A 21,073-nucleotide genomic window follows, 5' to 3' on the forward strand; every position below is an offset into this window, starting at 1 on the left:
ACTCAATAAAGTTGTAAGATTATAAATGGAAAATAAATGAAGGGGGTGTGCGTAATGATTGTAATCGTAAATGTAATGGGCTTAGCTCTGTTAAATGGCGGAAAACATTCATATCATTACGCAACCCGTGCGGATATATAGGACCTTTTTGTCTTATGAGAAGCGTACGTTGCGTATATCGTAACGTACGCTTTTATGCATTCTTTTGCATATCGTCAAGCGGCGGTATGCTTTTTTTTGTTTATCCCGCTATTTGCGGGCAGTAAGACTCCCGCCTCAAAATTCAGCTGGAGCAAAGAAGTTGGGACGGGAGTCGGGCTGCCCGTAAACGCCCGATTGGTGAAGGCTAATAATCAGTGGGGAATGAACAAAACCCCCACTGATTAAAGTTTCACTTTATTTTCCTTGTTACTATAAAAAATCAGAATTTGGAAGGTGGAAAAATGTGATGAAATTGTATGGCTTACGAAATGTAAATGTGATGGGTTTGGATAGCGGGTAAAGAAATGTGAATCAAACGGGAACGAGAAAGGGGAGGTTATATTGTTTTCAGTATTACTAAAGTTAAGCTGGTTTTTTAGAGAGCATTGGAAAAGGTATAGTATCGCAATTGGGGTACTTTTAATTGTAAACGTGATAGAGGTAATTCCTCCGAAAGTGTTAGGAATTACAATTGATAATATTAAAACGGGAGCCTTAACGAACGAGGCGATTATGCAATATATTTTTATTTTATTTGGGGTAACGATTGGTGGGTATGTGCTTACTTTCATTTGGCAGCACCAACTATTTGGCGGTGCGTTCGTACTTGAGAAAACGATGCGTTCAAAATTTATGGGGCATTTACTTAAGATGACACCGACGTTTTATCAAAAAAATCGTACTGGCGATTTAATGGCGAGAGCGACAAATGATTTAAAAGCAATCTCCATGACAGCTGGTTTTGGTATATTAACGCTCGTTGATTCTAGTCTATATATGCTTACAATCGTTTGTATGATGGGCTTTTCAATTAGTTGGCAGTTAACATTTGCTGCGCTTATACCGCTTCCGATTATGGCGTATGCGATGAATAGATACGGAAAGAAGTTGCATGAAAGATTTACAGTCGCGCAAGATGCGTTTGGGGATATGAACGATAAAGTACTTGAATCAATTGCGGGTGTACGCGTTATTCGTGCGTATGTACAGGAGAACGCTGATCAAGAAAAGTTTCATCATTTAGGAGATGACGTATACGAGAAAAATATGAGAGTAGCAAGAATCGATGCATTATTCCAGCCAACTGTAAAAATGCTCGTCGGTCTTAGTTATTTAATTGGTTTAGTGTACGGTGCATATCTCGTATTCCAATCAAAGGTGACACTTGGCGAGCTCGTTTCTTTTAACGTCTATTTAGGGATGATGATTTGGCCGATGTTTGCAATTGGTGAATTGATTAATGTTATGCAAAGAGGAAATGCGTCGCTCGACCGTGTAAATGAAACGTTAGCTTATGAACCAGATGTAAAGAATCCGAAAGATCCAAAGGTTGTACAAGAGCCAGATTACATTCAGTTTGATAATGTTACTTTTTCATATCCTTCATCAATTGAAACAAATTTAAAAAATGTTTCGTTCTCATTAAAACAAGGCGAGACACTTGGAGTTGTTGGGAAAACAGGAAGCGGGAAAACGACGCTCGTTCGTCAGTTTCTTCGTCAATATCCACTTGGAGAAGGGGATATTGCGGTTTCTGATGTGAAGCTAGATAAAATTACGAATGATAACGTACTTGGCTGGATTGGGTATGTACCTCAGGAACACATTTTGTTCTCAAAAACAGCGAAGGAAAATATTTTATTCGGAAATAGAGAAGCGACTGAAGAAGAACTTGAAAAAGCGATTGAAATAGCTGCGTTTAAAAAGGATTTAGAGTTTTTACCAGAAGGTTTAGAAACGCTCGTTGGAGAGAAAGGTGTTTCTTTATCAGGTGGGCAAAAGCAAAGGATTTCGATTGCGAGGGCTGTTATTCAAAATCCGGAAATTTTAATTTTGGACGATTCTTTATCAGCTGTTGATGCTCGTACTGAAGCAGCGATTATTGAAAATATACGAACAGAAAGAAGCGGGAAGACGACGATTATAACGACGCATCGTTTGTCAGCAGTACAGCATGCTGATTGGATTCTCGTTATGGATAACGGTGAGGTTATTGAAGAAGGTTCGCATGAAGCGCTCGTTCGAAATGGGGGCTGGTATGCAGAGCAGTTCGAAAGACAACAAGGTGAAAGTGAAAGTACGGATAGTGGGGTGAAAATATGAGTGTTTCAAAACGATTGTTTCAATACGCGATGAAAGTAAAAGGGCCGATTTTTGCAGCGATGGCGATGCTATTTGTTTTCGTTATTGCAGAACTCGCGGGTCCTTTCGTCGCAAAAACGATGATCGATGAGCATATCGCTGGAATAGAGAGACCCTGGTATGAAACAGAAAAGAGTGAGGATGCTGTTTCATATAATGGCGCCTTTTATAAGCGAAGTGATCGCTTTGAACAAGGTGAGCAAAAAGGGAAAGAAGTCCGAGTGATTCAAGTTGGTTTTCAGTACTATTTTGTACCGAATAAAATAACGCTTGAAGGAACTCGTTCTGTTAAGGGTGATGTGCTTACAGTACAAAGTGGTAAGGCAGTGCAAGTATATAAATCGAAAGCCTTAACGAAAGAAGAAGTATTTGCGTTTTATAAACCAGAAATAAATAGGTTATTACTACTTGGCGGTGGATATTTCGCTTTATTAGTAGTCGTATCATTATTTGCATACGGAAAGCAGTTCTTCTTACAGAAGGCGGCAAACAAAATTATTCAAATTATGAGGGAAGACGTCTTTTCCCATATTCAAACGTTGCCAATTCGTTATTTTGACCATTTACCAGCAGGGAAAATTGTATCGCGTGTAACGAATGATACAGAAGCGATTCGTGATTTATATGTAACAGTGCTTGCGACATTCGTCTCTAGTATCATCTATATTATCGGGATTTTCGCTGCGCTATTTTTACTTGATGTAAAACTGGCGGCACTATGCTTACTCATCATCCCAATTTTAATTGTTTGGGCGATTATGTATAGAAAGTATGCGTCTGTATACAATCATAAAATGCGTTCGCGTTTATCGGATATTAACGGAACAGTGAATGAATCAATTCAAGGGATGCCAATTATTCAAGCATTTCGTCAAGAGCGTGAAACGAAGAAGGAATTTGAAGAGTTAAATGGTGATTATTTTAAATATCAAAATAAAATTTTAAATTTAAATGCAGCAACTTCGCATAATTTAGTGTCTGTATTAAGAAACATCGCTTTTACAGGTGTAATTTGGTATTTCGGTGGTGCTTCATTAAGTGCTTCTGGCCTCCTTTCTCTAGGGGTACTGTATGCTTTCGTCGATTATTTAACGAGATTGTTCTCGCCAATTACGAACATGGTGAACCAACTTGCTAACTTAGAGCAATCGCGTGTTGCATCAGAGCGCGTCTTTGAATTGCTAGAGGAAAAGGGAGAGGCAGTAGAAGAAGAACGTATGCCTCGCTTAACCGGAAATGTGAAATTCGATAATGTTTCGTTTTCTTACAATGGAAAAGATGAAGTATTAAAAAATATTTCTTTTGAAGCGAAACAAGGGGAGACAGTGGCACTTGTCGGTCATACTGGATCAGGAAAAAGTTCCATTATGAATGTGCTCTTTCAGTTTTATGAATTTCAAAAAGGGAAGCTTACGATTGATGGTCACGATGTAACAGAGATGCCGAAACAAGCAACACGTGAACATATGGGAATTGTATTGCAAGATCCGTTTTTATTTAGCGGGACAGTGGCATCCAATGTAAGCTTAGAAAATGAAAAAATTTCAAAAGATCGCATCGTAAAGGCGTTACGTGATGTTGGTGCGGAAAGGTTTGCGAACAATATAGATGAAAAAATTACGGAGAAAGGAAGTACACTTTCAACCGGAGAACGTCAGCTTATATCGTTTGCTAGGGCACTTGCTTTTGATCCTGCTATTTTAATTTTAGATGAAGCGACTTCCAGTATTGATACAGAAACAGAAGCGATGATTCAACAAGCGCTGGAAGTTGTGAAGAAAGGACGAACGACGTTTATTATCGCTCATCGTCTTTCAACAATTAAGAGCGCTGATCAAATTATTGTGCTTGATAGAGGAACGATTTTGGAAAAAGGTTCCCATGATGAATTAATGAAAAAGCGCGGGCGTTATTACGATATGTATAAAACGCAAATGGAAGGAAACCAGAGCGCTTAATTTTTAAAAGAACTTGCGATTTTCGCAAGTTCTTTTTTGATTGGATTGTCCGCTCAGAAGTTAATATATTTCACCGGCTGAAAAACTTATAAATAAGTAAGTATTGTTTTACCTTTTTCTTTATAAATGCTATATTAAAAAATGTTACTTATTTTTTGTATGTAGCGTTATTTTTCCATTTTGTTTGATTATGAAGAAAAAGGTTAAACTAAATAAGAACATTTTCATTGAAAAATTGTTCGAAATTGCATACAATCAATATAGTTTTTAAATTCCTATCAGAATACTTGGAGGACTACTATCATGAAAAAATTATTTTCAGTGCTTGCAGTAACTACATTAGCGATTGGGATTGTAGCGGGCTGCGGTAAAGAAGAGAAAAAAGATACAGCTAATCAAGATGCATTACAGAAGATAAAACAAAGCGGTGAGCTTGTAATTGGTACAGAAGGTACATATCCACCATTTACGTTCCACGATACAAACGATAAATTAACTGGGTTTGACGTTGAATTAGCAGAAGAAGTTGCAAAACGTTTAGGTGTAAAGCCTGTATTTAAAGAAACACAATGGGATAGCTTACTTGCAGGAATAGATGCAAAACGTTTCGACATGGTTGCGAACGAAGTTGGTATTCGTGAAGATCGCCAAAAGAAATATGACTTCTCTAGTCCATATATTTCTTCTTCAGCAGCATTAGTTATTGCGAAAGATAAAGATAAACCTGCTACATTTACTGACGTAAAAGGATTAAAAGCAGCACAATCTTTAACAAGTAACTACGCAGATATTGCTAAGAAAAATGGTGCGGAAATCACAGGTGTAGAAGGATTTAGCCAAGCAGCAGAATTATTAAGTTCTGGCCGCGTTGATTTCACAATCAATGATAAATTATCAGTGTTAAACTATTTAGAAACGAAAAAAGATGCAAAAATTAAAATTGTAGATACAGAAAAAGAAGCGTCACAAAGTGGATTCTTATTCCGTAAAGGTAGCGACAAACTTGTACAAGAAGTAAATAAAGCGTTAGAAGATATGAAAAAAGATGGTACGTACGATAAAATAACGAAAAAATGGTTCGGTGAAAATGTATCTAAGTAGCGCATTGATGTCAGATCGATTGTCTACTTGGATAGATATTATGCAGACTTCCTTCGCGCCTATGCTGAAGGAAGCTGTCTTTACGACAATTCCGTTAACGCTTATTACATTTATTATCGGTATTATACTTGCGACGTTAACAGCGCTCGCACGTATTTCAGGTAGTCGTATTTTACAATGGATTGCTCGTATCTATGTATCTATCATTCGCGGAACGCCACTTCTTGTACAGTTATTTATTATTTTCTATGGTCTTCCAACTCTTAATATTGAGGTTGAGCCATATACAGCAGCAGTTATTGGATTTTCATTAAATGTAGGTGCATATGCATCTGAAATTATTCGTGCTTCTATCCTTTCAATCCCGAAAGGACAGTGGGAAGCAGCTTACACAATTGGGATGACATACCCGCAGGCATTAAAACGTGTTATTTTACCACAAGCAACACGCGTATCAATTCCGCCGCTTTCGAATACATTTATTAGTTTAGTGAAGGATACGTCATTAGCGTCGTTAATTTTAGTAACAGAAATGTTCCGAAAAGCGCAGGAAATTGCGGCAATGAACTATGAGTTTTTAATTGTTTATTTTGAAGCAGGTCTAATTTATTGGGTAATTTGCTTCTTATTATCTATCGTGCAACAAATATTAGAAAAACGTTCAGAACGTTATACTCTAAAATAACCCTTTCATAAAAGGAGTTTTTGTTTTTATGATTTCAATTCAACATTTACAAAAAAGTTTCGGAAATAATACCGTATTAAAACATATAGACTTATCAGTTGAGAAGGGCGAAGTGGTTGTTATTATCGGGCCATCTGGATCTGGTAAAACAACATTCTTGCGTTGTCTCAACGTGTTAGAAACGCCGAACGCTGGTAACATTCGCATCGGCAATAAAGAGCTCGATTTCTCTCAAAAAGTATCGAAGAAAGATATTGTAAATCTTCGTACGCAAACAGGTATGGTATTCCAACACCATAATCTATTTCCTCATTTAACAGCAATTCACAATGTAATGGAAGGGCTCGTTACAGTGAAAAAGATGGGGAAAGAAGAAGCGAAGAAAAAAGCAAACTATTTCCTTGAAAAAGTTGGTCTTGCGGATAAAGTAGACTTATATCCGTTCCAATTATCAGGTGGACAACAACAGCGCGTTGGAATCGCTCGTGCGCTTGCGATGGAGCCGGAAGTTTTACTATTTGATGAGCCAACGTCAGCACTTGATCCTGAGCTAGTTCAAGAAGTTTTAAAGGTTATGAAAGAACTTGCTAAAGAAGGAATGACGATGGTCATTGTAACGCATGAAATGCGCTTTGCTCATCAAATTGCGAACCGTGTTATTTTCATGGATGGCGGTGTCGTTGTCGAACAAGGTACACCGGAAGATGTATTTACAAATCCAAAAGAAGAACGAACGAAGAAGTTTTTACAAATGTTGCAATAAATTAAGGAAGGTCTCAAGGCATATGCCTTGAGACCTTTTTGCCATATATATTTATTTTTGGAATCCGCCAAGGCTTTGCTCAGCCATTGCAACTAGACGTTTTGTAATTTCTCCACCAACAGAACCGTTAGCGCGAGCCGTAGAATCTGCTCCTAATTGTACACCAAATTCTTGAGCGATTTCGTACTTCATTTGATCGATTGCTGCTGTTGCACCTGGTACTACTAATTGATTGTAAGAACTTTGGTTTGCCATAGGAATATATCCTCCTTAGAGTTATAAAAATTTTTTTGGTTGGACTAGCTGGATTTGAACCAGATTATCGCCCCGTTTGGCGCTAATCCATCGGTAATTAAGTTTGTACTCATAGTATGGATGTTACCTAGAAAGATATACAAAAAAATAATTTGTAAATTTTGTAAAAAATATTTCATCATTTCGTAAATTATGAAATAAGAGTAATCGTTGTATTTTTAAGAAAGAAGGCTAAACTAAGAGCGAAATCATATGCGTTTTTTTCTTTGTATAACCAGCTTGGCTTACTTAACTTATGATTTGTTAAAGTGAGACAAATTCCAGTTTAGTAAAATGAAATTTAAATTGGGAGCAACTACATAGTTCTGTTTTAACCCAGGATGGGGCAGAAAAAGGAACTGACCGCGTCTATGCACGGCTAGATGCTCTCTTTAATCTAAAAAAGAGGCTTTTAAACGAAAATGTAATTAAAGTGAGAAAAATTAAAGCTTAGTAAAATGAAAATTAAACTGCAACAACTGCATAGTTCTGTTTTAACCCAGGGTGGGGCAGAAAAAGGAACTGACCGCGTCTATGCACGGCTAGATGCTCTCTTCAATCTAAAAAAAGGGCTTTTTAATTGTTTTTAAACGATAACGTATGGAGGAATCATGATGGGAATTTGCCCGCTTTGCAACGCGCTAAAATCACAAACATATTCTTGTCAAAATTGCCAAGGTATACTCCAAGATTATGGGAAAACTGTAGATTACATAGACGATTACAGTGCATATATGGATCAAGAATTATTAAGTGGAGTAGACGGTTTAACACATAATAATTCACAGGAGTATTGCAATCATGTTTTTTATTGCGGAGTATGTAATGTGGAAACAGAAGTTGTAGTGAAGCTCATTTAAATAAAAAACTTCCACCTTATGAAGGAGGTGGAAGTTTTTGTTTTTGTATTTGTGAGTTAATCATAGGGGTAGGGATGTTTTCGGTATGTGACGAAGGATCTGATTTTATTTGTGACATTTTTTCTTTCGTGTCGCGCAAAGAGTGTTCAGTTAAATAGATGGCATATTCATAAAATAATTGGCGCGTAAGTTCACTTTGTTCTTTTAACTTTTCATCTTGGAATACAGTTCGCCCCGGTTTAGAATTTGCTTCAAATAGCCACGGGTTTTCCGTGGTGTCTAAACCAATGTCAAAACCAATTTCTCCAATGTTCCCGGTTACTTGCCCATCAAGTGCATAACTGATTTGTAAGGCTGTTTGTTTTAGTTTATTTTCAATTTGAACTTGCTTTGTTGAATCAGGAAATAGTTCCTGAAGTAATTTCGTATCACCGCCGCTATTTACATGAGTTGTTAAGCTACCTTTGCCGGCGATTTTTGCGACGATTGCACTGACTACCCAATTACCAAAATGGTTTTTATTTGTATGAATGCGAAAATCGACGGGTTGCCCTTCGAAGCGGAGCAGTGAGATACCTTGTTGTACGATAAACTTTTTTAAATCATGTCCTTTTAACACATGGTTAAGAAGGGCTTCTAATGATTGATACTTTCTTAGTTTGTTTTGTTCATTTTCACGATAACGACAATAGTAGCAATTATCAGTTTGAGAATAGAGTATTTGATGAATATTTCTTCCAAAGCTACCGTGTATTGGTTTCATATAAATGTACTTATACGTACCGAGAAGTCGTTCTACTTGTTCAAAATGTTGAAATACTTCTGTATTTGGTAAGAATGGTTTAATTGAATCTTCTTTCATTAAAAGTTGATGCACTTCCCATTTATTGAAAAATCCCGGATTAAACCACGGAATCGCATAGTTGCTTTCTAAACGTTTTTTTGCTCTTACGATAGGTTTGTAATTTTCTGCTTGCCGATTTGGTAATCGGTCGTAAATGACATTTGGTAAAGGGACTTTGTTTTTTACCCATTTTCCTTCTTGAAAGAAGTACCCTTCAATTGTTTCCTCTTCCCAGTTTATATGTTGAATGCCAAAGACAAATACAAATGGCTGCAATGTGAATGGTGGTGTTAATAACTCACTGAGAGAGATGGAACGACTTCCTAAAGGAGAATTAGAATCATCGTTAAAGCCAGTTGTGAAAATCCCGATTAATGGGCCGAAAACAATGGTTTGATTGTGTAAGAAGGCATGGATTGTTGCTGAATGCGGTAGTAAAAGATCGGCTGCAATCTGTTCGCCAATAATAATTTCTCGCGTGAATGAATAATGAATTTTAATATTCTCACATGTAATATAACGTAAGCCAAAGAAAAAGGATGTAATTGGTGGTGTAATAGAAAAAACGTAAGGTAAAGTAATACTATTTGGATGCTCATCTGAAATACTTAATGTATATATGTGCTCTTTCAACGGGGATTTCCTCCTTTCGTTATGGTGTAAATCGGCTAAACTTTAATGGACCATGAAAAATTTGTTCAGCCAGTTCGTCGTTGTACCTAGTATAAACATCGTAAGATGGCATCGTATTGACGTACATAAGCCAAATGGCACCTTTTTGATCCATAATGGTAGAAAGCTCTAGTTCAAATAATGAAGAATAGGACTGATCGAGTGTTTTAAACACTTCATTTACAACATCATGTAAAGCATCTTTTAATAATTGAACGCCAGTTGGAGAAAGTAAATATTTAATTTTAGAAAATGGATGTAACATAGAACGTTCTGTTGCTGAAAGTAAAAATTGTGCTGGGAATGAAGATTTTTGTATAAATTGACCGAGCACTTTCCAATTCTGTTCTTTATTTTTTTGCATAATGGTTCGAATATGAATCGGATATGATAGTTGATTTGGAGGTTGTAACATTGGATGAATCATATAACGGAATGAGTGTATGTTCGATTTGCACCATGATATAAATTCATCTGTTCGTTTGAATTGAGTAGAAGTACGGTGCTGTTTATTTATTGTATCGATATGAAATGTTTTATTTTTGTAAGTGGCCCGATATAGATTTTCATTGGAGTGTATATTGATTGGTCTTATAATAATATCTCTTGTTTCTAGTAGTAATTTAAAAATTCCTTGTACTGTTCCTTTTATTATTTTTGGTACGTAAGGGGAAAGACGTTTATTAGTAAGAAAAAGATTGTGCAAATCGCTTGGGTTAATAAGTGTGTTGTTTAAAAAAGTAGTGGAAGAACGTTTGTGTAATGAATGAATAATCGCATTTGCTTGTTGGAATTCCTCATCCTCTTTGAAATGACAACGATCATATATATATGAAGGAATGGGAAAGGTTTGATCTATCCAATTTCCTGTATCTGTATCGTAAATAAGACCAGAAACAAGATCTGTCTTTGAATCAATGCTAAACGGTGTGAATTGGGCAACGACGTTATGATAAAGACGAGCTCGCTTAGCGATTTCGGTGTAATACATTTGCTCGTGATGGAGTTGAGAAGTTAAAAGACCAAGAACCAACGAAATCACTCCTTTAGTAATAAGATGTTTGCATTATAGGCGAAGCTATATATTGCAAATACGTTTTTATACCATTATATTTTTGTCCGTATGATGATATGCTATAGTTTTGGAGAAGTGAAAGGTTGATTGTGATGAATATATGGTTAAATATGTTAATAACGACAGGGCTCGGGGCAATTATTGGAGGATACACAAATCATTTAGCGATAAAAATGTTATTTCGTCCTCATCGTCCTATTTATATTGGGAAGTTTCAGGTTCCATTTACGCCAGGGTTAATTCCGAAGCGCCGCGATGAGCTTGCTGTTCAATTAGGTAAAATGGTTGTAGACCATTTGTTAACACCAGAAGGAATCGGAAAAAAACTAACAAATAAAGAGTTTCAAACCAGTTTAATTCGCTGGGCACAAGTGGAAGTTGATAAAGTAATTACAAATGAACAGTCGTTACGGGATATGTTAGAAAAATGGAATTTAGAACATGTAGAAGAAGAGGCGACTCAAAAAATCGAACATGTTATTACAGAAAAAATTCATGTATTTTTAGCAGAGTACTATACATATACATGGGAACAGGCGTTACCTCATTCTGTTCATGAAAAAGTAGAGAATGCGATTCCGAATGTAGCATCTTTTATTTTAAAAAGAGGAATTAGCTTTTTGGAAAGTGAAGAAGGAAAGGAACGCCTTTCAAAAATGATTGATGACTTTTTCGCTTCCAGGGGAACGTTGCTTAACTTAGTTGGTATGTTTTTAGGGAATGTAAGTTTAGTTGATCGCGTGCAGCCGGAAGTCATTAAGTTTTTAGGACAAGATGGAACAGAGCGTCTGTTAACTGATGTACTGCAAAAAGAGTGGGAAAAGTTAAAAGGAAGAGACGTAAAAGAATTAGAAACGTTCGTAGAGAAAGAAATGATTGTGAACTCCATATTGTCAGCGGTTAAAGTAGAGGAAACTGTGAGTAGATTTTTAAATCAGTCTGTTCAGCAAGTATGTGAGCCAGTTCGAGAAACAATCGTTGAAAAAGTGGTCCCTAGCGCAGTAGAGAAAGGCTTGAAGTGGGGGACAGAAAATGTGGGAAGTATATTGGGAAATCTACAGCTTGCGGAAATTGTCCAGCAGGAAGTATCTACATTTTCAACAGAGAGACTAGAAGATCTCGTATTGTCCATTACAAAAAATGAGTTAAAAATGATTACATATTTAGGGGCGTTATTAGGAGGAACAATTGGATTTATTCAAGGGTTGTTACTCTTGTTCCTTAAGTAATAAAGATGGGTGCATAGAAATAAAAGTGAAATTTCTTCCCATCTCTTGCATAGTTTGATATGGTAGGAAGAGGTGCGTATGTAAATGCACTTAAAAGGCAGTGCGAGCGAAAAGCGCTAGCCTTCTAAAGGAGGAAAAATAAAATGACAAAAAACATTCATGATGTTGCATATGAATTACAAAAAACAATCGCTGAAAACGAAGATTTCCAAACACTAAAAGCAAGCTACGCAGCCGTACAAGGAGATGCAGAGTCAAAGAACTTATTCGAAGAGTTCCGCACGATGCAACTTGGCTTACAACAAAAAATGATGCAAGGCCAAGAAATCACTGAAGAAGACAACCAAAAAGCACAAGAAGTTGTAGCTCGCATTCAACAAGATGCAAAAATTACAAAGTTAATGGAAACTGAGCAACGTTTAAACATCGTTATCACTGACGTTAACAAAATCATCATGAAGCCACTTGAAGAATTATATAGCGCGCAACAAGCGTAATGATAGAAGACGCTCCTAGTATGGGGGCGTTTTTTTGTGTAGGAAATTTGATAGTCCTTCCACAAAAAAATCCCCTTCAAAATAGCCATTTGTTAGTGACTGTTTTGAAGGGGATATATGATGTATCTTTCAATTTCTCTTTTACATATATAATTACTTGTTGGAATACTCAGTTCTAATGTTTTTTTCTTTCAAAAACTTTTCAATTTCTTTTTGCTTTCTACCATTAACTTTCTCAAATCGTTTTGTAAAAGAAAAATCGGTCTTGAATAAGTTACCATCTTGATCTAGTTTGTCTAATTCTTGATCTAGTTCTACTGAAAGTGCCGTAGACGATGAAGTAAATTCATAGATTTTTTTCGAAGGCTTTTTGTAATCATCAGGTATAGTATTGTTATTAATAAAATTATGGAAATTCGCATCATTTCGTTTCGCTAGATCTATTAGTTTTTGTAATTTCTCTCGATCGGATTCAGTGACACTCTCGTCAGACATGCTTGAAGAAAGTGGAACGATGTTTTCAAATAACTCTCCGCTATAATCTAAATAACTTTTTATACTTTGTTTCATTTCATCTTCATTAATAGTTTCATTTTTCTTTGAGGAAGTGAATATAGTTTCTGGAATTTTAATCGTAACATCTTTAATAGATTGTACATCGTTTTCTTCGCTAGATTGTGCGCTGTTTGAACAAGCTGATAGAAATAAAAGGGCAAGCAACATGAGTGAATATAAAGTATGTTTCTTCATTTTAATCTCCTTTTTCATTCATTAGTATCTTTGTAAAACGGCTAAATTCCATTTTAAATACTTTACTAAAAGTGAGTATACATGTTTTATCATTTGGTAAGATATTACGGATATGAGTAAGCCGATGCAAAAAGCTATGAATACATTATAGACATTGGAATAACTGATTTGATGAAACCCGTTAAAAAATCCTAACCCTATTAATAAAATAGGTGAAATGATTAAGAATGGAGTGGCAATTATAAGTGCTAGAAGAATCGGTAATAGAAAGAGTAATAAGAAAAAGGCGATAATGATAAATATAAAGTTTAAAAAACTTAAGCTCATAACAGAAAATAGTGCGGTTATCATATTTTTGAAGCTTCGTTTATTGTCCGCGTTTTGTATTGCATAGGAAACATTAAGTTCTTTAGCAATAGTTTTAGGGTCTCCTAGTTTCCTAGAAATTTCTTCTTCAGATTTCCCATCCTGTTTAGCGCTGATAAAATGAGTTTCATACTCTGAAATAATATCTTTCTTTTCTAAACTAGGCATATTCCGCAGGGAAGAACTAAGTTGTTCCAAAAATTCACTTTTGTTCATAACAATCACTTTCCTTTATAAAATGATGAATTACAGCTGAGAATCCTATCTTTTGAAAAGGGGGATACGAATTATAAGGTGCGTTCCAATTATTGGGCATTCCAATATTTACAAATATATCATTTAGTAGTGTTCTTTGCAAGGTACTATAATCTTATTAATACTGTGATTAGATGGAATTTTTTCGTGCATTTTTAGAGGAGATATAAAAATATTATTTTAGGATAAACAAAGGGTTGTAAGCGTATTCCTTAGAGGTTGTCAAAAAACTGTCAAATTCATATCGTTGGAAAAATAATGCATTTGTAATATAATGATAAACAATACTTCACTACGTTAATTAACTAGGTGAAATTAAAAATCTTTATTACACACATTATGAAATAAAGGGATGATTAGTTTGAGTACAGGTGTAAAAGCAAACGACGTGAAAACAAAAACAAAAGGAGCAGATCTTGTTGTTGATTGTTTAATTAAACAGGGTGTTACACATGTTTTCGGTATTCCAGGAGCGAAGATTGACTCTGTATTTGATGTACTGCAAGAAAGAGGACCAGAGTTAATTGTTTGTCGTCATGAACAAAACGCAGCTTTTATGGCAGCTGCTATTGGTAGATTAACAGGGAAACCGGGCGTATGTCTTGTAACTTCAGGACCAGGGACATCAAATTTAGCGACAGGTCTTGTTACTGCGAATGCGGAGAGTGATCCCGTTGTTGCTTTAGCTGGTGCAGTTCCGCGTACAGATCGATTAAAACGTACGCATCAATCTATGGATAATGCTGCATTATTCGAACCAATCACTAAATATAGCGTAGAAGTCGAGCATCCTGATAATGTACCAGAAGCACTTACTAATGCATTTCGAAGTGCTACTTCTACAAATCCAGGAGCAACACTTGTAAGTCTTCCGCAAGACGTTATGACTGCGGAAATGACAGTAGAATCTATCGGTGCGCTTTCTAAGCCACAGCTTGGAATCGCTCCCACAAATGAAATTACATATGTAGTAGAAAAAATAAAATCAGCGAAATTACCAGTTATTTTACTCGGTATGAGAGCAAGCACCAATGAAGTAACGAAAGCAGTTCGTGAGTTAATTGCTGGTACAGAACTTCCTGTTGTTGAAACGTATCAAGCAGCTGGTGCAATTTCACGTGAGTTAGAAGATCATTTCTTCGGCCGCGTTGGATTATTCCGTAACCAACCAGGTGATATTTTACTAGAAGAAGCGGATTTTGTTTTATCTATCGGCTATGACCCAATTGAGTATGATCCGAAATTCTGGAATAAACTTGGCGATAGAACAATTATTCACCTTGATGATCACCAAGCAGATATCGATCATGATTACCAACCAGAGCGTGAATTAATTGGTGATATCGCTTTAACTGTAAATAGCATTGCGGAGAAATTACCGAAGCTTGTATTAAATACGAAATCAGAAGCAGTTTTAGAACGATTACGCTCGAAATTATCAGAGCAAGCAGAAGTTCCAAATCGTGCTTCAGAAGGTGTTACGCATCCACTTCAAGTCATTCGTACACTTCGTTCTTTAATTAGTGACGATACAACCGTTACATGTGACATCGGTTCCCATTCTATTTGGACGGCAAGATGCTTCCGTTCTTATGAACCACGTAGACTATTATTTAGTAACGGTATGCAAACGTTAGGTGTTGCACTTCCTTGGGCAATTGCCGCTACTTTAGTTGAGCCGGGTAAAAAAGTTGTTTCAGTGTCAGGTGATGGTGGTTTCTTATTCTCTTCGATGGAGTTAGAAACAGCGGTACGTTTAAATGCACCGGTTGTACATCTCGTTTGGAGAGACGGTACATATGATATGGTTGCGTTCCAACAAATGATGAAATACGGTAGAACATCAGCTACAGAGTTTGGCGATGTTGATCTTGTGAAATATGCAGAAAGTTTCGGAGCAATAGGTCTTCGTGTCAATACACCAGACGAATTAGAAGGTGTATTGAGAGAAGCGTTAGAAGCAGAAGGTCCTGTCATTATTGATATTCCAATTGACTACCGTGACAACATTAAATTAAGCGAAAAATTATTACCAAACCAATTAAACTGATGGGGGCATGAGTGAGATGACAGTTGCGCAATTAATTGATATTGATGCAAAAAGAACGAAAACGAATAATGAAGTATATCAAACATCTACAATGCTTGCGCTATTAGATGGTATATATGATGGTGTTATTAACTTTGAGGAATTGAAAGAACGTGGTGATTTCGGCATCGGCACATTTGATCAATTAGATGGTGAAATGATTGCATTTGATAATGAGTTTTATCATTTACGTTCAGATGGTTCAGCAGAAAAAGTAGACCTGGAAGAAACAACACCGTTTGCGACTGTAACGTTTTTTGAAAAAGAAATGAGTTATAAGGTAGAGCATCCGATGAATCGTGAAGAAGTGGAAGCGTTATTACATGAATTAATGCCAAGTAAAAACTTATTTTATGGTATTCGAATGGATGGAACGTTCCGTGAAGTAAGAACGAGAACTGTTCCAAGACAAGAAAAACCGTATACGCCGCTCGTTGAAGTGACGAAATCACAACCGATCTTTTCATTTAAAGATACAGAAGGTACGCTAGCTGGATTTTGGACACCAGATTACGCGCAAGGTATTGGTGTAGCTGGTTTCCACTTACATTACATTGATGATGAAAGAAGCGGTGGCGGACATGTTTTCGACTATGTTGTAGAAAACTGTACGATCCAAATTTGTCAAAAAGCTCATATGCATTTAGCGCTTCCTGAAACAGCTGATTTTATGGCAGCTGAATTATCAAGAGAAAACTTAGAGAATGATATTGCGACCGCGGAAGGTGCGGAGTAAAAAGGAATCGAAATTATGTATTCTCTATATAAAGAACCGAAGTCTTGTTCAGGCTTCGGTTTTTTTCATTGATTTGCAATCTTCGAGTGAAATTCCCCTATCCAATTTCACTGCACCGCCTCATTATGTTTCTTTTGTAAAATGAAAACTCAATTTTGAAGCAAAAGAAATATAAATTTCTCTCCAAACATATACATCAAAAGGATAGGGGGGATATGATGGAAAACTCCATTACTATTAGTTTATGCATGATTGTAAAAGATGAAGAACAAACTATATCAAAATGCTTAGAATCGGTTAAAAGTGTTGTGGATGAAATTATTATTGTAGATACAGGTTCAACAGATGCTACAAAAGAAATTGTGAAGAAGTACGACGCGAAAGTTTATGATTTTCAATGGATTGAAGATTTTTCAGCGGCACGAAATTTTGCGTTTTCTAAAGCTACAAAAGAATATATTCTTTGGCTAGACGCAGATGACATAATAGATACGGAAGATATAAAGAAATTGTTGCAGTTAAAACATACGTTAGATCGTAGTACGGATGCAGTATCTATGAAATATTATTTAACTTTTGATATAGAAGGAACTCCAACACATTCTTTAAGGAGATATCGATTAGTCAACAGAAGTAAAAATTTTCAATGGTATGGATTTGTTCATGAATATTTAGAGGTGTATGGAAATCTTATAAATAGTGACGTAGGGGTAAGTCATAAAAAAGAAAAAGCATATACTAATCGTAATTTGAAAATATATGAAAAACATCTTGAGAGTGGAAAAGAGTTTAGCCCCCGCGATGTGTACTATTATGCAAATGAATGTAAGGATCACAGATTATTTGATAAGGCTGTTAAGGGGTATTCTAAATTTTTAGATGAAGAAAAGGGTTGGGTTGAAGATAATATTCAAGCATGTTTAAAAAGAGCCGAATGTTATTTAGAATTGGGGGACTTAAAAAAATCTATACAGTCTTGTTTGCAATCATTTACGTATGACACGCCTAGAGGAGAACTTTGTTGCCACTTAGGACGTGTATTTTTGCAACAAGGGGAATATTCTAAAGCGATATATTGGTACCATGCAGCAATTGACGGGCCACGGCCAAAGGATTCTCCGTTTGTCCGAGAAGAGTGTCATACATGGTTGCCGCATATTCAACTATGTATTTGTTATGATCGAATAAAAGAATATGAAAAGGCAATTTATCATAACGAACAAGCTGCACAGTTCATACCTAATAATCCAAGCATTGAATATAATAGAAAATATTTTGATAGTTTATCGGAAAAATAATATTTAATAATACTAGATAATCATTTTGGCTGCTGAGAGGAGTTTGATTCATGCTCACAAGTATAATTATATTGACTCATAACCAATTACAATATACAAAAGAATGCATCCAAAGTATTAGAACTTATACAGTGGAACAAGAGTATGAGTTAATAGTTGTGGACAACGCGTCAACAGATGGTACTGTAGAATGGTTACAAAAACAATCGGATATTACGCTAGTGGAAAATGCGGAGAATATGGGTTTTCCAAAGGGATGCAATCAGGGAATTAAAGAGGCAAAAGGTGACAATATTCTATTATTGAATAATGATGTGGTCGTAACTGAAAATTGGCTAAGCAACTTAATTCGGTGTTTATATGAAAGTAAGGATGCTGGAGCGGTAGGGCCCGTAACTAATAATGCCGCTTACTATACTGCTATACAAACTTTTTATAAAGATATTGAAGGAATGCAGAGGTTTGCAACTTTATATAATCAAAGTGATAAAGGTAAATGGGAAAAACGTATGAAATTAATCGGATTCTGTATGCTTATAAAAAAATCAGTGCTAGATGAAGTTGGATTATTAGATGAACGATTTACACCGGGGAATTATGAAGATGATGATTTGTCACTAAGAATGTTTGAAAAAGGATATAAACTGTATTTATGTAAAGATACATTTATTCATCACTACGGAAGTGTCTCATGGAAAGAAGATAGTATGAAATTTTCTGTAGTTTTACATGCAAATAATATAAAATTGTATGAAAAATGGGGATTTTATGGTGAAAGTTTATACATTCATTATGATTTACTAGCAATTGTAGATCGATTTGCGCCTGATCAAGTGAATATTCTTCATATAGGAGCTGGATGTGGTGCAACTTTATTAGAAATGAAAAGGCGTTATCGAGCAGTTTCCATATTTGGAGCAGAAATTAATGAAAAAGCAGCAGCTCTTGCAAATAGGGTAGCTCCTACAACTTCTGCTGAGTATGACAAGTTACATGAGGTATTTATAGATGAAAAATTCCAGTACATCCTACTATCACATCCCATTGAGCCAGCGAAATTACCGCAGGTCATACAATCTATGTCACAACTTTTAACGCCAACAGGAACTTTCGTTCTGTCGAAATTCAATTTGGAAAATTATTATGCATTAGAAAAATAATGCTTTTAAGATTTTCTCTTTGGAGATGAACTGTATTTGGAAATGTTGGAGGAACAACGGTTTCTTTTATAGAAACAAAACCGAAATCCAATCCCGGATTTCGGCTTTTCGACGTGTGATGAATTACGAAAAAAGAGCTACCCTATAAGTTGGTTTCACTTACTTATAGGATAGCTTCTTTATTTTGAAACAAACGGATGCTTTTCATAATAAAACCGCCATGGGTAGTGAACGGCTTCTTCTGCGTAATCAATATTAATACGAGGGCCAGCTATTATGTTATGTGTGGATAATAAATGTTCTTCTTCCGGAACTAATTCAATATGTAACGTATCACTTTGTAATGATACCCCGCGCTCTTCTAAAGTGATTCCGAGCGCGCGGCATAGTTTTCCGGGGCCATTTGTTAAGTTTTTATACTGAGCTTTCATAATGTCGGTTTTGTTGTAGCGCGCTAGTTTCATGTCTTCGATTCCATCTACAGGTTCAAGAGCACGAATGAGAACTCCTTGCGGGGTGCCGATTGGTGCTGTAATTACGTTAAAGCAATGATACATGCCGTAAATTAAATATACGTAAGCATGTCCGGGTGCACCGAACATTACTTCTGTTCGATCTGTTCTTCTTCCGCCGTAACTATGAGCGGCCTTATCATCTGGACCTTTGTATGCTTCTACTTCTACAATAATTCCGCTCCGCTTTATGCCGTCTACAATATGAACGAGTTTATGTCCGAGTAACTTCTTTGCGACCACTAATGTATCGCCTTCATAAAAAGAAGGTGGTGCCTGCATTGTACTATCTCCTTTGCCAGTTGTATATGTATATAGTAAACCAAATTTTCAGTAGTAATTCTAACTCGTTCTATTTACTACATTTATTTCATAAATTATGGATAGAGTACAACAGCGAAGAGGGGGAGTGCGACATGATTTATCGCTTACTAGCTCTTAATATAGATGGGACACTACTATACAACAACGGAAAAATCGCAAAAGGGATACGAGAAACAATTGACTTTGTGAAAAGAAAAGATGTATACGTTACATTGTTTACGAATCGTAATTTTCAATCTGCTCATAAAATAGCGAAGGCGTTAAAATTAGATTCTATATTAGTTACGCATGGCGGTGCTTTCGTTTCAGCATCGTTAGATAAGCCGTTCGCTCAAAGGAGATTATCTGAAGAGAAAACCTTTAATATTGTGCAAGTGTTAGAGCATTTTGATTGTAATGTTCGCATTTCTCATGAACGATATTCAATTGGGAATCGTGAGAGAAATACACCAAACTTAATTGCGCGTACTGTATTATCAAGCGCAGATCCGTTATTTTATCCAGTTCAATTTGTAGATTCGCTAGGGGATGCACTGCGTGATCATCCAGTAGCTGCGCCAAAAATTGATATTGTTTTCCATACGAAAGGTGAAAAAGAAAGAGGGATGAATACGTTAAAAAAGGCATTTCAAGATGTAGAGTACGTCGAGTGTGATGAAAGACATATAGAAATTCTCCCTCAAAATGTATCAAAACTACGTGGTTTACAATTACTTGGGGAGCATTTAAATATTAACCTTAGTGAAATGGTTGCGATTGGAGATAGCGTAGAAGACTTAGAGGTAATTGAAAATGTTGGGCTTGGGGTAGCGATGGGGAACGCTCCTGTAGAATTAAAGCAAGCGGCGGACTGGATTACACGTTCTAATACTGAGAACGGCGTAGAGTACATGATTAAAGAGCATTTTCGTAAGCAATTCCCGCTTCCTTTTTTAAAGAATCATAAACATACACCGAAACGATGAAAGAAAAACGTAGCTTTTTGGCTACGTTTTTTTGTCGACTTTATTTGAAAAGTTTAAATCAATATTCCAATAAGAAATGAAAGCGTTTCAGGTGAGGAATTGTGTCTGTAATCCATACAATTCACTTGAATACTTTAGAAAACTGTTGTAGAGTGGATGATGTTGCCAAAATAGTTACACCACATGAAATATTCTTCGAGTTAATTTTATTGAGCTCCCGTACGTAAAAACACTTCGGCATGTTAGAACCTGTCTAAAATCTAGGGTATAATCTATGTAAAAAGGATGATTCCTATG

General features: G+C 36.1%; 19 protein-coding genes. 13 read left to right on the forward strand and 6 right to left on the reverse strand.

What is annotated here, in order from left to right:
- The first annotated feature begins 543 nt into the window (after positions 1 to 543).
- The 5 genes from AB3X49_RS07630 to AB3X49_RS07650 all read left to right on the forward strand — a co-directional run bounded on the left by AB3X49_RS07630 (position 544) and on the right by AB3X49_RS07650 (position 6,850).
- Positions 544 to 2,304 carry an ABC transporter ATP-binding protein gene (locus tag AB3X49_RS07630; protein ID WP_367961315.1) on the forward strand — a complete coding sequence of 587 codons (1,761 nt, stop codon included), beginning with the start codon at positions 544 to 546 and terminating at the stop codon, positions 2,302 to 2,304.
- Positions 2,301 to 4,301 (forward strand): ABC transporter ATP-binding protein, encoded by a 2,001-nt coding sequence (locus tag AB3X49_RS07635; protein WP_367961318.1) that lies wholly within the window; start codon positions 2,301 to 2,303, stop codon positions 4,299 to 4,301. The genes AB3X49_RS07630 and AB3X49_RS07635 overlap by 4 nt, the downstream gene beginning before the upstream one ends.
- Positions 4,302 to 4,604: 303 nt before the next feature.
- Positions 4,605 to 5,402, forward strand: a complete 798-nt coding sequence (locus tag AB3X49_RS07640) for an amino acid ABC transporter substrate-binding protein (RefSeq protein ID WP_367961320.1) — start codon at positions 4,605 to 4,607, stop codon at positions 5,400 to 5,402.
- Entirely contained in the window at positions 5,389 to 6,087 is a 699-nt protein-coding gene (locus tag AB3X49_RS07645; protein ID WP_033706449.1) for an amino acid ABC transporter permease, read from the forward strand. Before AB3X49_RS07640 ends, AB3X49_RS07645 begins: the two co-directional genes overlap by 14 nt.
- Before the next feature lie 28 nt (positions 6,088 to 6,115).
- On the forward strand, positions 6,116 to 6,850 hold the full coding sequence (locus AB3X49_RS07650) for an amino acid ABC transporter ATP-binding protein (RefSeq protein WP_367961323.1): 735 nt from the start codon (positions 6,116 to 6,118) through the stop codon (positions 6,848 to 6,850).
- Positions 6,851 to 6,901: 51 nt separating this feature from the next.
- Here AB3X49_RS07650 and sasP read toward each other — a convergent pair whose 3' ends face one another.
- Positions 6,902 to 7,105, reverse strand: coding sequence for a small acid-soluble spore protein, SasP family (gene sasP / locus AB3X49_RS07655; protein WP_000013349.1), 204 nt, complete (start codon positions 7,103 to 7,105; stop codon positions 6,902 to 6,904).
- A 653-nt stretch (positions 7,106 to 7,758) separates the two neighbouring features.
- Between sasP and AB3X49_RS07660 the strand changes: the two genes are divergently transcribed.
- On the forward strand, positions 7,759 to 8,004 hold the full coding sequence (locus AB3X49_RS07660; protein ID WP_367961349.1) for a hypothetical protein: 246 nt from the start codon (positions 7,759 to 7,761) through the stop codon (positions 8,002 to 8,004).
- Positions 8,005 to 8,020: 16 nt separating this feature from the next.
- Here AB3X49_RS07660 and AB3X49_RS07665 read toward each other — a convergent pair whose 3' ends face one another.
- Positions 8,021 to 9,481, reverse strand: coding sequence for a YheC/YheD family endospore coat-associated protein (locus AB3X49_RS07665; protein ID WP_367961325.1), 1,461 nt, complete (start codon positions 9,479 to 9,481; stop codon positions 8,021 to 8,023).
- A gap of 19 nt (positions 9,482 to 9,500) precedes the next feature.
- The gene (locus AB3X49_RS07670; protein WP_367961328.1) at positions 9,501 to 10,553 is read right to left on the reverse strand and encodes a YheC/YheD family protein; all 1,053 of its coding nucleotides are present in this window, start codon (positions 10,551 to 10,553) and stop codon (positions 9,501 to 9,503) included.
- A gap of 125 nt (positions 10,554 to 10,678) precedes the next feature.
- Here AB3X49_RS07670 and AB3X49_RS07675 point away from each other — a divergent pair, with 125 nt between their 5' ends.
- Together AB3X49_RS07675 and AB3X49_RS07680 are read left to right on the forward strand one after the other, a co-directional pair.
- Entirely contained in the window at positions 10,679 to 11,824 is a 1,146-nt protein-coding gene (locus AB3X49_RS07675; protein ID WP_367961331.1) for a DUF445 domain-containing protein, read from the forward strand.
- Positions 11,825 to 11,967: 143 nt separating this feature from the next.
- Entirely contained in the window at positions 11,968 to 12,321 is a 354-nt protein-coding gene (locus AB3X49_RS07680) for a YlbF/YmcA family competence regulator (protein WP_002030016.1), read from the forward strand.
- Positions 12,322 to 12,474: 153 nt separating this feature from the next.
- On the opposite strand, the gene AB3X49_RS07685 is transcribed toward AB3X49_RS07680, so the two are convergent.
- Positions 12,475 to 13,071, reverse strand: a complete 597-nt coding sequence (locus AB3X49_RS07685; protein ID WP_367961334.1) for an NDxxF motif lipoprotein — start codon at positions 13,069 to 13,071, stop codon at positions 12,475 to 12,477.
- A 21-nt stretch (positions 13,072 to 13,092) separates the two neighbouring features.
- Positions 13,093 to 13,653, reverse strand: coding sequence for an HAAS signaling domain-containing protein (locus AB3X49_RS07690; RefSeq protein WP_088038601.1), 561 nt, complete (start codon positions 13,651 to 13,653; stop codon positions 13,093 to 13,095).
- Positions 13,654 to 14,053: 400 nt separating this feature from the next.
- Between AB3X49_RS07690 and alsS the strand changes: the two genes are divergently transcribed.
- The 4 genes from alsS to AB3X49_RS07710 all read left to right on the forward strand — a co-directional run bounded on the left by alsS (position 14,054) and on the right by AB3X49_RS07710 (position 18,975).
- Entirely contained in the window at positions 14,054 to 15,742 is a 1,689-nt protein-coding gene (gene alsS, locus AB3X49_RS07695; RefSeq protein ID WP_367961338.1) for an acetolactate synthase AlsS, read from the forward strand.
- A 16-nt stretch (positions 15,743 to 15,758) separates the two neighbouring features.
- Positions 15,759 to 16,517: an alpha-acetolactate decarboxylase gene (gene alsD / locus AB3X49_RS07700; RefSeq protein WP_367961351.1), complete on the forward strand. Its 759-nt coding sequence runs from the start codon at positions 15,759 to 15,761 to the stop codon at positions 16,515 to 16,517.
- Between the two features lie 218 nt (positions 16,518 to 16,735).
- Positions 16,736 to 17,815 (forward strand): tetratricopeptide repeat-containing glycosyltransferase family 2 protein, encoded by a 1,080-nt coding sequence (locus AB3X49_RS07705; protein WP_367961341.1) that lies wholly within the window; start codon positions 16,736 to 16,738, stop codon positions 17,813 to 17,815.
- A 50-nt stretch (positions 17,816 to 17,865) separates the two neighbouring features.
- Entirely contained in the window at positions 17,866 to 18,975 is a 1,110-nt protein-coding gene (locus AB3X49_RS07710) for a glycosyltransferase (protein WP_367961343.1), read from the forward strand.
- A 179-nt stretch (positions 18,976 to 19,154) separates the two neighbouring features.
- Here AB3X49_RS07710 and AB3X49_RS07715 read toward each other — a convergent pair whose 3' ends face one another.
- Positions 19,155 to 19,769 (reverse strand): DNA-3-methyladenine glycosylase, encoded by a 615-nt coding sequence (locus tag AB3X49_RS07715; protein WP_367961346.1) that lies wholly within the window; start codon positions 19,767 to 19,769, stop codon positions 19,155 to 19,157.
- A 134-nt stretch (positions 19,770 to 19,903) separates the two neighbouring features.
- Here AB3X49_RS07715 and AB3X49_RS07720 point away from each other — a divergent pair, with 134 nt between their 5' ends.
- Complete coding sequence (locus AB3X49_RS07720; protein ID WP_000640394.1) at positions 19,904 to 20,776, forward strand: Cof-type HAD-IIB family hydrolase; 873 nt, start codon at positions 19,904 to 19,906, stop codon at positions 20,774 to 20,776.
- Positions 20,777 to 21,073: the final 297 nt, after the last annotated feature.

It is taken from the genome of Bacillus sp. C30, assembly GCF_040838255.1.
Classification (GTDB): Bacteria; Bacillota; Bacilli; order Bacillales; family Bacillaceae_G; genus Bacillus_A; species Bacillus_A mycoides.

Excerpts from the sequence above, each read along its gene's own strand:
- AB3X49_RS07635 (WP_367961318.1), top strand. The coding sequence starts at position 2,301 with ATGAGTGTTTCAAAACGATTGTTTCAATACGCGATGAAAGTAAAAGGG.
- AB3X49_RS07640 (WP_367961320.1), top strand. The coding sequence starts at position 4,605 with ATGAAAAAATTATTTTCAGTGCTTGCAGTAACTACATTAGCGATTGGG.
- AB3X49_RS07645 (WP_033706449.1), top strand. The coding sequence starts at position 5,389 with ATGTATCTAAGTAGCGCATTGATGTCAGATCGATTGTCTACTTGGATA.
- AB3X49_RS07650 (WP_367961323.1), top strand. The coding sequence starts at position 6,116 with ATGATTTCAATTCAACATTTACAAAAAAGTTTCGGAAATAATACCGTA.
- sasP (WP_000013349.1), bottom strand. The coding sequence starts at position 7,105 with ATGGCAAACCAAAGTTCTTACAATCAATTAGTAGTACCAGGTGCAACA.
- AB3X49_RS07660 (WP_367961349.1), top strand. The coding sequence starts at position 7,759 with ATGGGAATTTGCCCGCTTTGCAACGCGCTAAAATCACAAACATATTCT.
- AB3X49_RS07680 (WP_002030016.1), top strand. The coding sequence starts at position 11,968 with ATGACAAAAAACATTCATGATGTTGCATATGAATTACAAAAAACAATC.
- AB3X49_RS07685 (WP_367961334.1), bottom strand. The coding sequence starts at position 13,071 with ATGAAGAAACATACTTTATATTCACTCATGTTGCTTGCCCTTTTATTT.
- AB3X49_RS07690 (WP_088038601.1), bottom strand. The coding sequence starts at position 13,653 with ATGAACAAAAGTGAATTTTTGGAACAACTTAGTTCTTCCCTGCGGAAT.
- alsD (WP_367961351.1), top strand. The coding sequence starts at position 15,759 with ATGACAGTTGCGCAATTAATTGATATTGATGCAAAAAGAACGAAAACG.
- AB3X49_RS07705 (WP_367961341.1), top strand. The coding sequence starts at position 16,736 with ATGGAAAACTCCATTACTATTAGTTTATGCATGATTGTAAAAGATGAA.
- AB3X49_RS07710 (WP_367961343.1), top strand. The coding sequence starts at position 17,866 with ATGCTCACAAGTATAATTATATTGACTCATAACCAATTACAATATACA.
- AB3X49_RS07715 (WP_367961346.1), bottom strand. The coding sequence starts at position 19,769 with ATGCAGGCACCACCTTCTTTTTATGAAGGCGATACATTAGTGGTCGCA.
- AB3X49_RS07720 (WP_000640394.1), top strand. The coding sequence starts at position 19,904 with ATGATTTATCGCTTACTAGCTCTTAATATAGATGGGACACTACTATAC.